The 15,212-nt window shown below is 53.9% G+C and carries 7 protein-coding genes; 6 read left to right on the top strand and 1 reads right to left on the bottom strand.

Annotated elements, in window-relative coordinates; all coding sequences use genetic code 11:
* Positions 1 to 38: 38 nt before the first annotated feature.
* The 6 genes from ACH6EH_RS04060 to ACH6EH_RS04035 all read left to right on the top strand — a co-directional run bounded on the left by ACH6EH_RS04060 (position 39) and on the right by ACH6EH_RS04035 (position 14,302).
* Positions 39 to 1,919 (top strand): glycoside hydrolase family 127 protein, encoded by a 1,881-nt coding sequence (locus ACH6EH_RS04060; RefSeq protein ID WP_397331221.1) that lies wholly within the window; start codon positions 39 to 41, stop codon positions 1,917 to 1,919.
* Between the two features lie 319 nt (positions 1,920 to 2,238).
* On the top strand, positions 2,239 to 3,879 hold the full coding sequence (locus tag ACH6EH_RS04055; RefSeq protein ID WP_208204301.1) for an extracellular solute-binding protein: 1,641 nt from the start codon (positions 2,239 to 2,241) through the stop codon (positions 3,877 to 3,879).
* A complete protein-coding gene (locus tag ACH6EH_RS04050) occupies positions 3,876 to 3,962 on the top strand; it encodes a hypothetical protein (protein ID WP_397331263.1) in 87 nt (28 codons plus the stop codon). Before ACH6EH_RS04055 ends, ACH6EH_RS04050 begins: the two co-directional genes overlap by 4 nt.
* A gap of 607 nt (positions 3,963 to 4,569) precedes the next feature.
* The gene (locus ACH6EH_RS04045; protein ID WP_243896132.1) at positions 4,570 to 5,382 is read left to right on the top strand and encodes a sugar phosphate isomerase/epimerase family protein; all 813 of its coding nucleotides are present in this window, start codon (positions 4,570 to 4,572) and stop codon (positions 5,380 to 5,382) included.
* A gap of 220 nt (positions 5,383 to 5,602) precedes the next feature.
* A complete protein-coding gene (locus tag ACH6EH_RS04040; protein ID WP_397331218.1) occupies positions 5,603 to 11,737 on the top strand; it encodes an S-layer homology domain-containing protein in 6,135 nt (2,044 codons plus the stop codon).
* Between the two features lie 210 nt (positions 11,738 to 11,947).
* Positions 11,948 to 14,302: a beta-galactosidase gene (locus ACH6EH_RS04035; protein ID WP_138224097.1), complete on the top strand. Its 2,355-nt coding sequence runs from the start codon at positions 11,948 to 11,950 to the stop codon at positions 14,300 to 14,302.
* An 81-nt stretch (positions 14,303 to 14,383) separates the two neighbouring features.
* On the opposite strand, the gene ACH6EH_RS04030 is transcribed toward ACH6EH_RS04035, so the two are convergent.
* Positions 14,384 to 15,187: a helix-turn-helix domain-containing protein gene (locus ACH6EH_RS04030; RefSeq protein ID WP_138224098.1), complete on the bottom strand. Its 804-nt coding sequence runs from the start codon at positions 15,185 to 15,187 to the stop codon at positions 14,384 to 14,386.
* Positions 15,188 to 15,212: the final 25 nt, after the last annotated feature.

Below are 15,212 nucleotides of genomic sequence, written 5' to 3'. Positions count from 1 at the left end.
CAATATTCAATATGAAGAAGATGAAGGGAGAAATCGCTATGAGTACGCACACGATCGCCAAGTTTCAGCCCGTTAAGCTGGGAGAAGCGAAATTAACCGGAGGGTTCTGGGGAAATCGCGTAGATGATTACATGCACGTCATCAAGAGCATGGAAAGCTCTTTGATGCATCCGGACAATGCTGCGCGCCTGATTAATTTCGGCATTGCTGCCGGAGAGCTGGAAGGAACTTTTCACGACAATGACTGGTCGGATGGCGATTGCTATAAATTTATAGAAGGCTGTGCCAATCAATATGCCGTAACCAAGGATCCGCAGATTCTGGAAATCCTGGACAAGTATATTCCCTGGATCGAAGCCTCCCAGGAGCCGGATGGATACATCAACACCCAGATTCTGCTGACAGACAAGGAGCGGTGGCAGCATCCGGGTCATCACGAGCTGTATAACATCGGGCATTTATTCACGGCAGCCTGCGCACTGTATGAAGCGGCAGGGGATGACCGCTTGCTGAAGGTCGCCGTCCGTTGTGCTGATTACTTGTGCACGGTATTTATGCCGCTGAATGCGGAGCTGGGCGACTTCTGCTTCAACCCGAGTCAGATCATGGGACTCGTGGATCTGTATCGTCTGACCGGAACACAGCGTTATTTGGAGCTGGCGGACATTTTCGTGACCATGCGCGGCACGAAGCAGGGCAACGGAGACCAGAATCAGAACCGCGTCGCACTGCGTGAGGAATATAAGCCTGTCGGTCATGCGGTAACGGCTTCTTATCTGTACGCCGGGGCCGCGGATGTGTATGCCTATACCCGGGATGAGACCTTGCTGACGGCACTGGAACGAATCTGGAATGATATGATCAGCCGGAGAATTTATATTACAGGCGGCGTATGTCCGATCTATGAAGGCGTGTCCGAGCGGGGAGACCGGGTTCAAGAGGCGTTCGGCGATGAATTCAATTTGCCGAACCGAATCGCGTACAATGAGACCTGTGCGAATATCGCAGCTGCGATGTGGGCACACCGGATGCTGCATGTGACGAACAAGGCTGTATACGGCGACTGGATGGAAAGCATTCTCTACAATGCCGGCATCTCTGGGGGCAGTCTGGACATGACCCGGTACTTCTATGCGAATCCGCTGTCACACCGTGTTCATGAACGCATCAAGCCGACCTTTCGCCAATACGCGCATGCACCGAATGAACGGTTTGTCACGTTTGGCTGCTGGTGCTGTCCGCCGCAGCTGTGGAGAACCTTGACAGGCATGCCGAAGTGGATCTACTCCACCTCCGAGCAAGGGGTAGCGATTAACCTGTTCGCAGGCTGTGAGCTGGACTCCCAGCTGGCGAACGGAGACCCGGTGAAGCTGCGCATGGAAACCCATTACCCGTGGGATCAAGAGGTCAAAATTTACGTTGACCAGGCGCCGGCAGGGGGCATGAAGCTCTCCTTCCGGATTCCGGCGTGGTGCACCGATGCGACCTGCAACGGTCAGCCGATTCAAAGCGGTATTCATGAAGTGACGGTTCAGGTGGGAGAAGAAATCAACATCCAGCTGCCGATGAAGGCGCAGCTGTATCAGGCCAATCCGATGGTCGAGCAGGCGAATGGAATGGTTGCCGTGAAGCGGGGACCGGTCGTCTACTGCCTGGAGGGCTGTGATATTTCCGGGGATGCCACTCTGGATGAGCTGGCACTTCCTACCCAAGCTGTTTTCCAAGAGGTGCCAATTGCCGAGATGCCTTATCATATGGTAGGCTTGCAGACAGAGATGGTGATCCGGCCGAAGGGCGATGCACTGTATCATCCGCTGGTGCAGGATCAGAATCAGACCGTGACGGTAAGGCTGATCCCGTATTTCTCCTGGGCGAACCGGGAGGAAAATGATATGAGCGTCTGGTTCCCGCGAGCATAATAGTTCCAGCTGAAGCCTGAAGAGGGGCTGCTCCCGAAAGATTTCGATCTCCGGGGAGCAGCCCCTTTATATTGCCTGTAATCTGCCTCTCAGAGCGTTCCAAATCCCTCTGCTGAATTTCACCAATTGGGGGTTAGGAAGCTGAAAAGCTTGATATATAAGGGTTTTTGGGACGTCGAGGTTTCGCATATGTCTGGCGATTTTGGCTGATTGCGGGCAGCAGCTGATGTCTGCTATTGTGATCTCACAACCAGATGTAAGCGCTTCATAAATGACGAGGGTCATGATAGACAAACCATTATTTTGGGAGGTTGTACACATGAGAAAGAAATGGCTGGTCCCCTGTGTAAGTGTAATGGCTGCAATGTCGCTGTTCATCGGCGGGTGCTCGGGAGGAGGCAGCACGCCGACGGCTGCGGAGAAACCTAAGACTCAGGGGGAAACGCCGAACGCGAATGCGAATGCAGAGGACAAATTCAAGTTTCCACTGGCGGAGCCGGTGAAGCTAAAGGTTCTTGCCAATACGGCGCCGCAGGTCAAGAAGGACTACAATGAAATGCAGATGTTCAAAGAGCTGAATGAGATGACCAATGTAGACGTGGAATGGACTCAGGTAGGCTGGGAGCATCTGGCGGAGAAGAAAAACATTATTATCGCGAGCGGCGATCTGCCGGACGTATTTTACGGACGGGGTGTGCTGCTGGATCAGGAGATCGTCAAGCTGGGCAGTCAGGGTGCTCTGATTCCACTGGAGGGCATGATTGAGCAGTATGCGCCTAATCTGCAGAAGGTGTTCGAGCAGCGTCCGGAGTTCAAGAAGATGCTTACCGCACCGGACGGTCATATTTATACGCTTCCAACCTTTGTCGAAAGAGATTTCAATGAAATTGGATCTGTCCTGTTCATTAACAAGAAATGGCTGGATCAGCTCGGACTGTCTATGCCAGAGACAATTGATGACTTCTATAACGTCTTGAAAGCGTTTAAAGAGAAGGATCCGAACGGAAACGGCAAGCCGGATGAGGTTCCATTCTCCTTCCTCTTTAACAATGCCCAGAATGGGGCGAATGCTCTGGCAGGCTCTTTTGGCATCAAGCTGGATGATCCGCGCAACAATCTGTATGTGGACAACGGCACTGTGAAGTATGCGCCGGAGCAGCCGGAGTACGAGAACTACATGCAGTATATGAACAAGCTGTTCAAAGAGAAGCTGATTGATCCGGAGGTCTTTACTCATGACCAGAACACGTATCTGACGAAGGTGCGCAGTGAGGATGTTCCGATCGGTTCATTCTTCACCTACTCCAACCAAGGAGCATTTGGCACGTTCAATGAGGATTATGTTCCGGTACTGCCGCTGAAGGGCGCCAACGGCGAACAAGGCTGGCTGCGGATGCCGGTATCGCTTAGCAAGGGAGCATTCGCTATTACGTCCAATAACAAACACCCGGAAGTAACGCTGAAATGGATGGACACGATGTATGAAGAAAAGCTGAGCTTCCAGTTCGAGGTCGGACCGATTGGTTTGACCGTGAAGGAGAATCCGGACGGTACTTTTGACAAGCAGCCGGTTCCGGAAGGCATGAATTCCGGTGACTTTAAGCACTCGGAGGCCCCGGGCAACGGCGCTGCGGTAATGGTGCTGAAGGATATGGTAGATCGACTGATTGATGATCAGGCGGATGAGAAGCGGGAGCATTACAAGATGTATATGCCGTTTGCATCTACTGAGCTCATTCACGATATGCTGTGGTCTGCTGAAGACGGCGAGACGCTTGCTGCCATTAACCTGGATCTGAATGGCAAGAACGGCTACTATGCCAGCACCTTTGCCAAATTCGTTATGAACGGCTTCAGCGATGCCGATTGGGATAAACACCTGGCTCAGCTGAAGAAGCTGAGAGTGGATGAGTATGTAGCTCTTTATCAGAAATACTATGATGCAGCAAACGGGAAATAAATCTTTACATCAAGCTGATCCCGTATTTCTCCTGGGCGAACCGGGAGGAAAGTGATATGAGCGTCTGGTTCCCGCGAGTATGATGGTTCAAGCTAAAGCCTGAAGAGGGGCTGCTCCCGAAAGATTTCAAATCTCCGGGGAGCAGTCCCTTTATATTGCCTGTAATTTGCCTCTCAGAGCGTTTCAAATCCCTCTGCTGAATTTCACCAGTTGGGGGTTAAGAAGCTGAAAAGCTTGATACAGGAGGCTTTTTGGGACAAGGCATCTACAGCAATACAAGGACCACAAATTATTGTTGTTTTACACAAACTTCTTGACGCTACCAAAATGAGTTAGGCAGAGGTTCCTTTGATTGTCATAGTAGGTAGAACGACTGGATGATTCTAGCTCTTATTACTTTATAATAATCATACATCATGTGGTGTAGGGATAATCTGTCCGAGGCAGGAGGGGGAACTCGTAACACCCTAATCTACCAAATTTACTCTGAAGGACTCAAGAGGTCGGTAAAGTGCAACATCCTATCGGTAACGTTTAAATTCAAGCCTTGAAAAGGATTGTATATTGTATATTGAAGGAAGTGTAATCTGATACACTGTATGGAGCCGCTTGCACATGCAACTGTCGAAAGCGGAGAAGAGGCCCCGTCAAGTGAGGGTGCGTTACAGACATCAGAGGAGGGAATATGCAATGATGAAGCTGAATGTGTATATGGCGTTATGGGGCTTGCATGGAAGCTTTGAGGAGCTGTGCAGCAAGGCCGCAGAGGCCGGCTTTACGGGTATTGAATGTCCGCTGCCGCCGCAGGAGCGGGAAGAGGAATTTCGGAAGGCGTTACAGTCTCATTCGCTGGGGTATATCGCTCAGGTGGTTAGCGGAGGAGACAGCGTGGAGGACCATATCCGAAGCTTTCAGGAACAAGTGGAGAGAGCAGCGGCATTCCAGCCGGTACATATCGTTTCGCACAGTGCAAGGGACCGCATGAGCGATGCCGAGCAGGATACATTTTTCGAAAGCGCCCTGCGTACCGAAGAACAGCATGGGATGATCATTGCTCATGAAACTCATCGTCACCGGGCCATGTTTACCCCATGGACGACGGCGAGGCTGCTGCGCAAGTTCCCGGAGCTGAAGATTACCGCGGATTTCAGTCACTGGACGAATGTGTGTGAATCGCTGCTGGGAGATCTGGAGGAGGATCTGGCTCTCGCCATCCGGCATACTCATCATATTCACGGCCGGATTGGTCATACCCAGGGGCCGCAGGTTCCGCATCCGGGCGCGCCGGAATGGACCCGGGAGCGGGAATGCTTCGAAGGCTGGTGGGAGTCTATGCTAAAGCACCGCTCAGAGCAGGGAGAAACGGTAACGACTTTTACGCCTGAATTCGGACCGGTGCCTTACATGCCGACCCTGGCGTTTACGAATCAGCCGGTGTCGAGTCTATGGGAGGTTAATCTCTGGATGGCCCATCGTGCTGGGGAAAGGTTCGCGTCCTTATAGTCTGATACGAATGGCCGGGGGGCTCTCGTCGAGAGGCCTCCGCTTTGTCATGGCATGCAGTATGCTAAATCGGGACAAAGCCCCAAATCCCTTATGCAGCAAGGGGTTTGGGGCTTTCCTGTTTTCGCATACGCCCGCAAAAAACCGCTGATTGTAGACAGGTTAAGGAATGAAGTACCATAAGCTCACAAAATGTAAACGCTTTTATAAGGAGGCCGACATGAAAAGATTATTGTCCTTATTTTTGAGCCTGAGTCTCATTGCAGCATTGGTGGTTCCACCTGCTCCGCTGCAAGCTGCCGTGATTACGGATGCACAGCAGCTTATGGAGTATCTGCGCACGAAAGTGGACGCAGGCGGGGATGCTACCAAGATTAAACTGGCTGACGCCAATGCAACGGTGCAGGTCAGTACTCCTGTGACGCTGAATGAGACCTTTAACGTACCGAGCGGCGTGAAGCTGCAGCTATTCTTAAAGATCGGCATTCAGGATGAAATGATAGTAGACGGGAAGCTGCAGGACAGCCGGGGCCTTGATTTTCGCCGGGACGGTGTTGTCGGCACCGGCACGGGCTCGGTGCTGCTGAATTCGGGAAGCAGCTACTACCAGCAAGGCGCTGAGATTGTAGGAGCGGCCGGCGTCATTCAGCCGGGGCCGAATTCCAGCGTAAAGCTGCTGGCGAACAGCCGGCTGTACGTAGCCTCCGGGACGGTTACCGTGCCGGCCGGCAAGACGGTGACATCAGACATGTTCAAGGTGATTGAGGTTGCAGAGGGAGCCAAATTCGAGGTTAACGGAGTCATCCATAACGACGTTGTCTTGATCTTGCCTTCCCCTCCAGGATCCGGTCCGACAGCAGACAAGGCAGCACTGGTCCAGGCGATCTCTGCGGCGATGGCGAACAAGGACGCCACGGCAGTCAGCGTGGACGGCAGTGAGGTGCCATCCACCGGAAAATGGGTCACTGCCTCGGCTGCAGATGCTTTCATGACAGCCATTCAATCGGCTATCGGCATTAGAGACGATGAAGCGGCCACACAGAGTCAGGTCACGGAAGGTGAGGCTGCATTGACAGCCGCAGTCCAAGCCTTTGATGCTGCCAAGCAGAATGGCACGCGTACAGGTGTGCCTGCCGAGATCAAGACGGCACAGGATCTGGCGGATGCGCTGAAGCATATCACAGTGGATGATACGAAGGTGAAGCTAAGCGGAAATACCGTGGAGCTGTATGAAGCCATCACTATTGGAGAGCCGATGTCTATTCCGGCGGGCGTGAAGCTGCAAAGCTTTGCCGACCTGACGGTGAATACATCGGTCACTGTACTCGGCACCGTTCAGGACAGCCGTACACCGGACAAACGGGGAGCAGGTCTTGCCGGTAACGGCTCCGGTGTCGTGGTGTTCCGCACGGGAAGCAGTTACTATCAGCAGGGCACCGAGGTGGTAGGTCCAAACGGTATATTCAAGCTGGGTTCAGACTCTAGCGTAGAGGTGCAAGGAAATCATCATATGCGCATCGCTTCCGGTATAGTTACGCTGGCGAAGCCGGTGGAAACGTCAGTGGTGCAGCGGATTACGGTAGCCTCTGAGGCCGTATTTAATGCCGTCTCTTCCAATATTGGAGCCGGTGTGGACTATACGCCGGTTAGCGCTGGCCTGGTCAGGCTGAATGAGCTGATCCGGCTGGCAGCGACGAATCTGGATTCCACGCCGGTCAGCGTGGACGGGGCGGGACTTACGTCGGATCAATACTGGGTCACCCAAGTGAAGCGAGATGACCTCGCAGATCGTGTGGATGCCGCAATCGTGACGAAGAACAACAGCTCAGCGGCGGAGAGCGATTATCAGACTGCCGCTGCCGCATTAGAGGCTGCCGTTCAAGCCTTTAACGCTGCGAAGCAGCCAGGCGCGGTGCAGGCCGCAGAGATTACGACGGCAGAAGAGCTCCTGACGGCCCTGAACGGGCTGAGCGGCAGCGCAGAGCCTGTGGCCAAACGCTTGGCCGATGAGAGGGTAGGCGAGAAGACGTTCCAGGTCGTGGAAGTGTTCAAGCCGGTAACGGTAACGAAAAAGCTGACGGTGCCCGCGAACGTGCGGCTGAAGTTCACGGCTCAGATGACGGTTCATGCCATGATCCAGGTCAAGGGTCAGCTGCAGGACTTCCGGGACGAGGGCTTCATTATCGGCAATGGTATTGTTGGAGGAAGCGGCATTGGCTCTGCCGTGTTTGAGCCGGGCAGTGCGATGTATATCAAGGGCAAGGGCGAAACGATTGGGAACACCGGGATGCTCCGGGTAGAGCCAAACTCTATTCTCAGCATGTATGCAAAGAATCGCATGGAGATTACATCAGGTAAAGCAACGGTCTTGAAGCCGCTCATCACATCACTGACTACGGATTTGAGTGTACAGTCAGGTGCAGAGCTGACGGTGATCGGTTCCATTCCGAAGGAAATTGCCGTGCAATCCAGCGGAACCTACATCGATGCCAGCATTACCAATACAGAGTCCAAGCTGGGTATGGTTGGACAATCAGCTGAATCCTCGGATGAAACGGCTCTGACCGCCAAGATTCAGGACGGACGCATCTATCTGACCGTCAAGTCGATGGAGCAGAAGAAGGTGACCGTGACTGTGAAGGCGGAGGATGGCCGGACGGCGACGGTTGAAGCGGACTTGAACAATGGCGGCGTTATATCGAAGAGTATTTTGAAATACGGCGCATTGTCGGCCGCGGAGCTCAAAGCACGCATTCAGTCCAAGATTAGCGAGCTCGAAGCTTTGATCCTGCAAGCACAGGCCCGTAAGCTCGATACCGAGCGGGAGAAGGGTGCGGTCTGGTTCGCGAAAGAGTATGACAAGTATGCCGATTGGGATGAGAAAAATATAGATGTGAACAAAAAGATGTTCGGCGTGATTCCATCCTACAGCCCGGGCGGCAAGTCACCGGAGGAGCTGGCTCAGGAGCTGCCGGAGTTCCAGCGGACAGAAGTCATCGCGCTGCTGGATACGGCGATTGCCGAGCTGACCGGAGTGCTGAACGGCTCAATTGTGCGGCGGCCGGTGCGGCTCGTGGATTGGGACGGCATTGAGCTGAAGGGAAGTAATTTCTACAGTGAAGGCAAGCCGGTGTTCCTGCACGACTATTTCTCCAAGCCGCTTGATGTGCCGAAGGACAACGCAACCCTGTACAATGACTATCTCGGCAAAATCGACCTGCCCAAATCCATCAATCCTAGCTTTGTAAGCGATGAAAAGGGTACGCCGACGGCAGACAAGTATGGTGATTTACAGAATCGTCCGAGCAACAATATGGGCTATACCATCTTGTGGCATGATCCTGCTCCGGCCTGGGCGACCAGCAAGCACGGGGAGACGCTGCGTGACGGTATTACGACGTTTACGAAATACGATATTAATCACCCGGAAATTCGTTCGATTTGGAGCCATGTGCTGAAGCAGACCGGACCCATCACGAGCGGAAAGCCTTATACGGAGCTGGGATATTTGCTGGCGAACGAGCCGCACTGGTTCCTGGAGAAGGGCCACTGGGCAACTCCTAGAAAAGCAAACGGCCAAGAGGGGATTTCCGACCTTGCTCTGAAGCAATTCGCGGAGTGGCTGGAGGAGCGCCATCAAACACTGAGCAATCTGAATGCTTTGTGGGGAACGAGCTATGCAAGCTTTGATGCCGCTGCGCAGAGCGTCATTCCTATGGATAAGAAGTATAAAGGCACACCGATCGGCTATGATGTCAGCCTGTTCAATATGGAGCGGGGAACAGAATGGCTGGGCTTCCTTCATGAGCAGGTGAAGGCAAATGATCCGCAGGCGAATACGCATATTAAGATTATGCCGGACCTGTTCGTAGAGGACAATCGGACCCATGGCATCGACTTTGAGAAGCTGACTGAGATGGTCGACATCATTGGCGATGATGCGAAGACCCGGAAGGAGAACTTCAAATCAACCGGACAGGCGGAGGATTGGAAGGAGCACTACTCCTATATGTGGAAAGAGCTGGCCATGTCCTACGATTTTATGTCCTCGGTCAGCCCGGATAAGGCGCATATCAACTCAGAGGTGCATTTCCTGTCCACTGTCGCTTACCGCGATCTGTACATGAAGCCGGAGTATGTACGCAACACCTACTGGCTGGCGACACTGCTCGGTATGGATGCGGGCTTTACCTGGTTCTGGGGACGCAATCCGGATGGCTCCATTGAGAATCGTCTGATGACGACCTCGGTGCAGGGACTGCTGGAGTCCTATCCGGGAACGGTGGCTCAGCAGCCACGGGTAGCCAATGAGTTAAGCAAGACGATGATGGATTTGAACGCGTTCTCTGAAGAGATTGTGAAGTTTCAGGAGCAGCGCAAGCCCGTGCGGATCTTCTACTCTGAAACGGCGGCCATTAATGATACGCATTATATGGAGGATCAATTTGAGCTGTACGAGGCTCTGTTCTTTAACGGAGTGCCGGTCGGGTTTGTGACAGCAAGCATGCTGGAGAAGCAGCCGCATTCCAGCTGGGATGCTGTCGTGATCCGCAAGACCGAGGAAGTGACAGACGCTGAGTTTGAGGCGCTTCAGTCTTATTTGAATGCAGGCGGAACGGTGATTACGGATGATGCCAGCCTGAAGCTAACTCAGTACAAAAAGCCGCGCACAGCATCCTTGACACAAGGAAGCGGTGTGCTGTATCAGCCGGCGGACACATCCCCTGCCAGCCTGGCCAAGCAGGCATTTACTGTGCTGGAGCAGCAAGGCAGTCTGTCACCGGTCAAGCTGATGGAGACGAACCCTTCCAATCAGCGCGGGGCCATGTGGCGTGTTGTGCCACAGGGTGACGACCGTTACATGATGACGGTTGTGAATTTGGGCAAGCACGAGGCTTCCCTGCAGGCGGCGATGGCCGGCAATGCCGCATTTACAGTGACAGACATGATGACAGGCCAAAGCCTCGGCACGTCCTGGACATTAAAGCCGGAAGGAGTCATGCTGCTGGAGCTTCAGGTGCTGCCACAATCCGGGCAGCCAGGCAGCGGTGACGGCTCAGATGGAGGAACAAACGGTGATCCGGGCACCGGTGGAAGCCCTGGCGGAACGATTGGTGGAACTCCTGGCGGAACGACTGGCGGAGCAGCAGGAGGCGGAAGCTCGGTCCCAGGCAATAGCGGACCTGTTAAACAGCCTGCCGCTCCAGTGAAAGTGACAGCAGACACCATTGTGAACGGTGTTGTGCGCTCCAAGCTGTCTGGCAGCCTGCTGCAAAGTGCAGTGGAACAGGCTGTAAACGGCAGCGTGCGTATCCAGGTAGAGCTGCCGGCTGCCGCCAATGAAGTGCAGCTGCAGCTTCCGGCTTCCAGCGTGAGCGCTGCAGGCAAGGCGCAGATTACCAAGCTGAGTATTGACACCGGTCTCGCTGTCGTTTCGATCCCGCCGTCCATGCTGCAGAAAGCTTTGAGCCCTAACGCCCAAACCGTAGAGCTCACCGTCAAGAAGACTTCTGTAACGCTGGACAGCGAGAAGGCACGGGCTATTGTCAAAGACAATCCGGTCTACGACTTCACCTTGTCTGTGGATGGCGCGGCAATCAGCCATTTCGGCAATGGGGCATCCGTGGAGCTGCAGCTTCCCTATACGCTGAAGGGAGGCGAGAAGCCGAAGCATATCGTTGCTTATTACATCAACGACAACAGTGAGCTGACGACCGTGAAGAACAGCCGCTATGACGAGAAGACGGGAACGCTTGTATTCCATGTGAAGCATTTCAGCTACTATACTGCAGCGTCAGCAAACGTCAGCTTCAAGGATCTTTCAACGGTCCCATGGGCTGAGGAAAGCATTCTGTCTCTGGCAGCGCGGGAAATCGTGCAGGGCACTGGTTCGGGAGCCTTTCAGCCAGCGCAGCAAGTGAGCCGTGCCGAGTTTGTTCAAATGCTCGTTAACGCTTTTGAGCTTGGCTCTGGCGAGAAGGCTGCCTCTACCTTCAGCGACGTGAAGCAGGGAGCCTGGTACAGTGGTGCGCTCGGCACAGCACAGTCGCTCGGCATCATTTCCGGCAAGCCGGATGGCAGCTTCGGTGTTCATGACTCCATCACAAGACAAGAGATGGCGGTCATCGTGCATCGCTTGCTGACAGCAGAGGGGATTTCACTGCCAGAGGGCAGCGGTTCTGCAAAGGCCTTTAAGGATGAGGGGCTGATTGCCGGATACGCGGCAGCCAGTGTGAAGGCCATGCAGGCCTCCGGCTTGCTGCAGGGATCAGGCAACGGGCAATTTGGTCCGAAGGAGCTCACTACACGCGCCCAGGCGGCCGTGCTGGTGGAGCGTCTGCTGGAGCTTCCATAAATGCAGGACACAGGAACTAGCAAAGCATAGGAATGGAGGCAAAGCATTGGAAAGAAGCCGCTCTACAGCAGAGCGTGCTTCTTTTCCTTCATGCCTTGAAGCTGCTCCATTACAAACTTGAAAAATATATAAAAAATGTATTGACTTAACATCCAATGTTAAATATTCTAAGTGTGAAATTAAATTTTAAATTTAAATGGAGGTGCATGGATGGGAACCAAACAGAAGCTGATCAGCCTGACCTTATGTGTCGGATTGATCATGGGCATGACCGCAGCAGACCGTTTCTCGATCGCGTTCGCTGCTGAAACCCCGAAGCAGGAGGCTGTCAGAAAGCTGGGCGAGCTGAACGCGTTGATCACACAAGCGAAAGGAAGTGGCATTGACACCACCCGGGAGGAAAGTGCGGCATGGATGGCAAGTGAATTTATTAAATACGCAGACTGGGATGCCGCCAACGTTGCGAAGAACAAGGCCCAGTTCGAGCGGGTCAAGCTGTTCCAGAATAATGCGCAGCAGCTGGCGAATGACCTGCCCAATTTTGAGCGCAGAGAAGTCAGTCAGATGCTGGATACAGCCAAAACCGAATTGAATCAGGTCATGAGCGGAGCGGTGACGCGCCGCGCAGTGTCCAAGGTCAACTGGTCGAATATTACGGTGCAGAATGATCAGTTCATGTCTAACGGAAAGCCGGTGTTCCTGTACGATTACTTCTCCAAGCCGCTGAATATTCCAACCTCCGATCCGACACTGTATAACGAATATTTAGGCAAGCTGGATCATCCAAAGGCCATCAGCCCGATCTTCGCGCTGGACGAGGCCGGAACCATCGATCAGACGAAGCTGGCTGATCTGAAGAATCGCCCGACCAATACAGCCGGCTACCTTATGCTGTGGCATGATCCGCTGCCGCAATGGGCAGCCACCAAGTATGGACCAGAGATTTTGAAGGGGCAGAGCTTCTTCACAAAGTATGACATTGACCACCCGCAGGTGCGGGAGATCTGGAAGGATGTCTTCAAGGGAACCATCCCGACGACGGCCGGCAAAAACTACACCAAGCTCGGCTACATTCTCGCTAATGAACCGCACTGGTTTACGGCGAAAGGGCATTGGGCGGCCGTTTCCAATGTGTCTACGTATACGATGAGCAAGTTCAGAACATGGCTTGAGGCCAAGCACGGCACGATTGCCAAGCTGAACGGGCTGTGGGGGACAAGCTACAGCAGCTTCAGCCAGGTGAATCTTGCCATTCCACTGGATGCCTCTTACAAGAACACTCCGATCTGGTATGACTGGTCACGCTTCAACATGGATCGGGGAACTGAATGGCTGACCTTCCTGCATGATGAGATCAAGAAATATGATCCTGCAGCCCGGACTCAGCTGAAGCTTATGCCAGACCTCTTCGTCGAGGGCCCTCGGGATCATGGCATCGACTTTGAGGCCCTGACCGAGATGACCGAGATCATCGGCGACGATGCAAAGATTCGCAAGCGGAACATGAACAGTACCGGTCCGGAGAGCTGGGAGTCCAAGTACGCCTACTACTGGGAAGAGATGGCGATGTCGTATGACTTTATGGATTCCGTCAGCCCGAACAAGCCTCACTTTAATTCCGAGGTGCATCTGCTGTCGACAACGCAGTACCGGGATCTGTACATGAAGCCCGAGTATGTGCGCTCCACATACTGGCAGACGACGATTCACGGCTTGAACGGGGGCCTGACCTGGTTCTGGGGCCGTAACGCTGACGGCTCGATCGAGGAGCGGCTGCAGAATGCTACTGGCGGTCTCGGCGAGTCCTATGCGGCTTCGGTAGCCCAGCAGCCGAGAGTGGCGCAGGAGCTGACCAAGACGATGATGGACATGAACGCCTTCTCGAATGAGATCGTCAAGTTCCAGCGGGAGCGTAAGCCGGTTCGGCTGTTCTACTCTGAAGCGGCCGCGATCAACGACTTCAATTACATGCAGGATCAATTTGATCTGTATGAGTCCATGTACTTTAGCGGGGTACCGCTCGGCTTTGCCACGAAGAACATTATTTTCAAGCAGCCGAACTCGGATTGGGATGTCATCGTAGTCCGCAAGACGGAGGAAGTCACCGAAGCGGAATTTAACGCACTGCAAATTTATCTGGATAACGGGGGAACCGTCATCCTGGATGATGTCAGCCTCAAGTTCAATGAATACAAGCAGCCGCGCGCGAAGACCCTGACCGCAGGTACCGGCAAGCTGATCAAGATGACGAACAATGCCGTGTCCGGCATTGCATCCCGAGTAACAACAGAGCTGTCGGCCAAAGGTCAGCTGCCACCGGTGGTCCTGACCGAGAACAATGGTTTGCCTTCCAAGGGAGCCTTCTGGCGGGTTGTGCCGCATGGCACGAACACCTACCTGATGACGATCGTGAACGTTGGAAAGAACACCTCCAATATCAGCCTCAAAATGGCGAACAACAAAAATGTTACCGTCAAAAACCTGATGACCGGCAAAAGCTCGCCAGCGAGCTTCAGCCTCGGTTCAGAGCAGGTGCTGCTGCTGGAGGTGAAGCCGGTGCCGTAAGGCACCGGTCGCGCTGTATCTCACGTAACAACAAGGGACGCTCCACCGAAGCTTGATCCGGTGGAGCGTCCCTTTCTCTTGCTACCGATACAGCTGCTGCTGATAATCACGCGGCGACAGGCCGGTGACCTGCTTGAACACCCGGCTGAAATAATAGGGATTCGGAAACTGGAGCTGCTCGCTGATCTGGGATAGGTTCAGCGCTTCGGCGTGCATCAGCTCAATAGCACGCTGGATTTTGAGCTTCCGGTAGTATTCATTGATCGTGCTGCCGGTATCGGCTTTGAACACCCGCCCCAAATAGGTGTAGTTCATGCTCAGACGGTCGGCAATTCTCTTGCTGTCAAAGGGCTGCTCCAGCTGCTGCTTCAGGCAGGCGATGATCCGAGAGGAAAGCGCGGAGCCGCGGTGCTTCTCTCTTTGCTGCAGGTCCTGCTGCAGCAGCTCGTACAGCGCCTGATAGAGCAGGCCGTTCATGCGCTCCGTGCTGAACGGCGCGGCAGAGCGGTATAGCCGCAGCATGGCGTTCAGGATATCCATAAACGACTCCGGGGAGGACAAGGTAAGCTGCTTCGGCAGAAAGAGCGGCTCTTGCTCTGCCCGGGGCTGAAACGGCACGAAGGAGACCCAGTACCAGGTCGAGCCGGGCGCGACGGGGGATTTGCCCCAGTGACGGCACTGATTTTTGAGAAAAAAAGCTTGTCCGCTGCTCAAGGTATAGTCAATCTCCTCCTCACACACGGTCACTTCTCCGTCCACGACATACAGCAGGGTATCCATATTCAAGATCCGGTCGACGTGAATCCAGGGCTGCGCCGGCTTGAACACCCCCATTGTAATTAAAGCAGGCAGCTCGCTGCGGTTCATCATGACACGCTGCTCCATGGGGACAACTCCTCCTTTACACTTC

This window comes from Paenibacillus sp. JSM ZJ436 (genome assembly GCF_044383795.1).
Classification (GTDB): Bacteria; Bacillota; Bacilli; order Paenibacillales; family Paenibacillaceae; genus Paenibacillus_AQ; species Paenibacillus_AQ algicola.
Note: the sequence above shows the minus strand (reverse complement) of the source record. Positions and strands in the feature narration are given on the sequence as shown.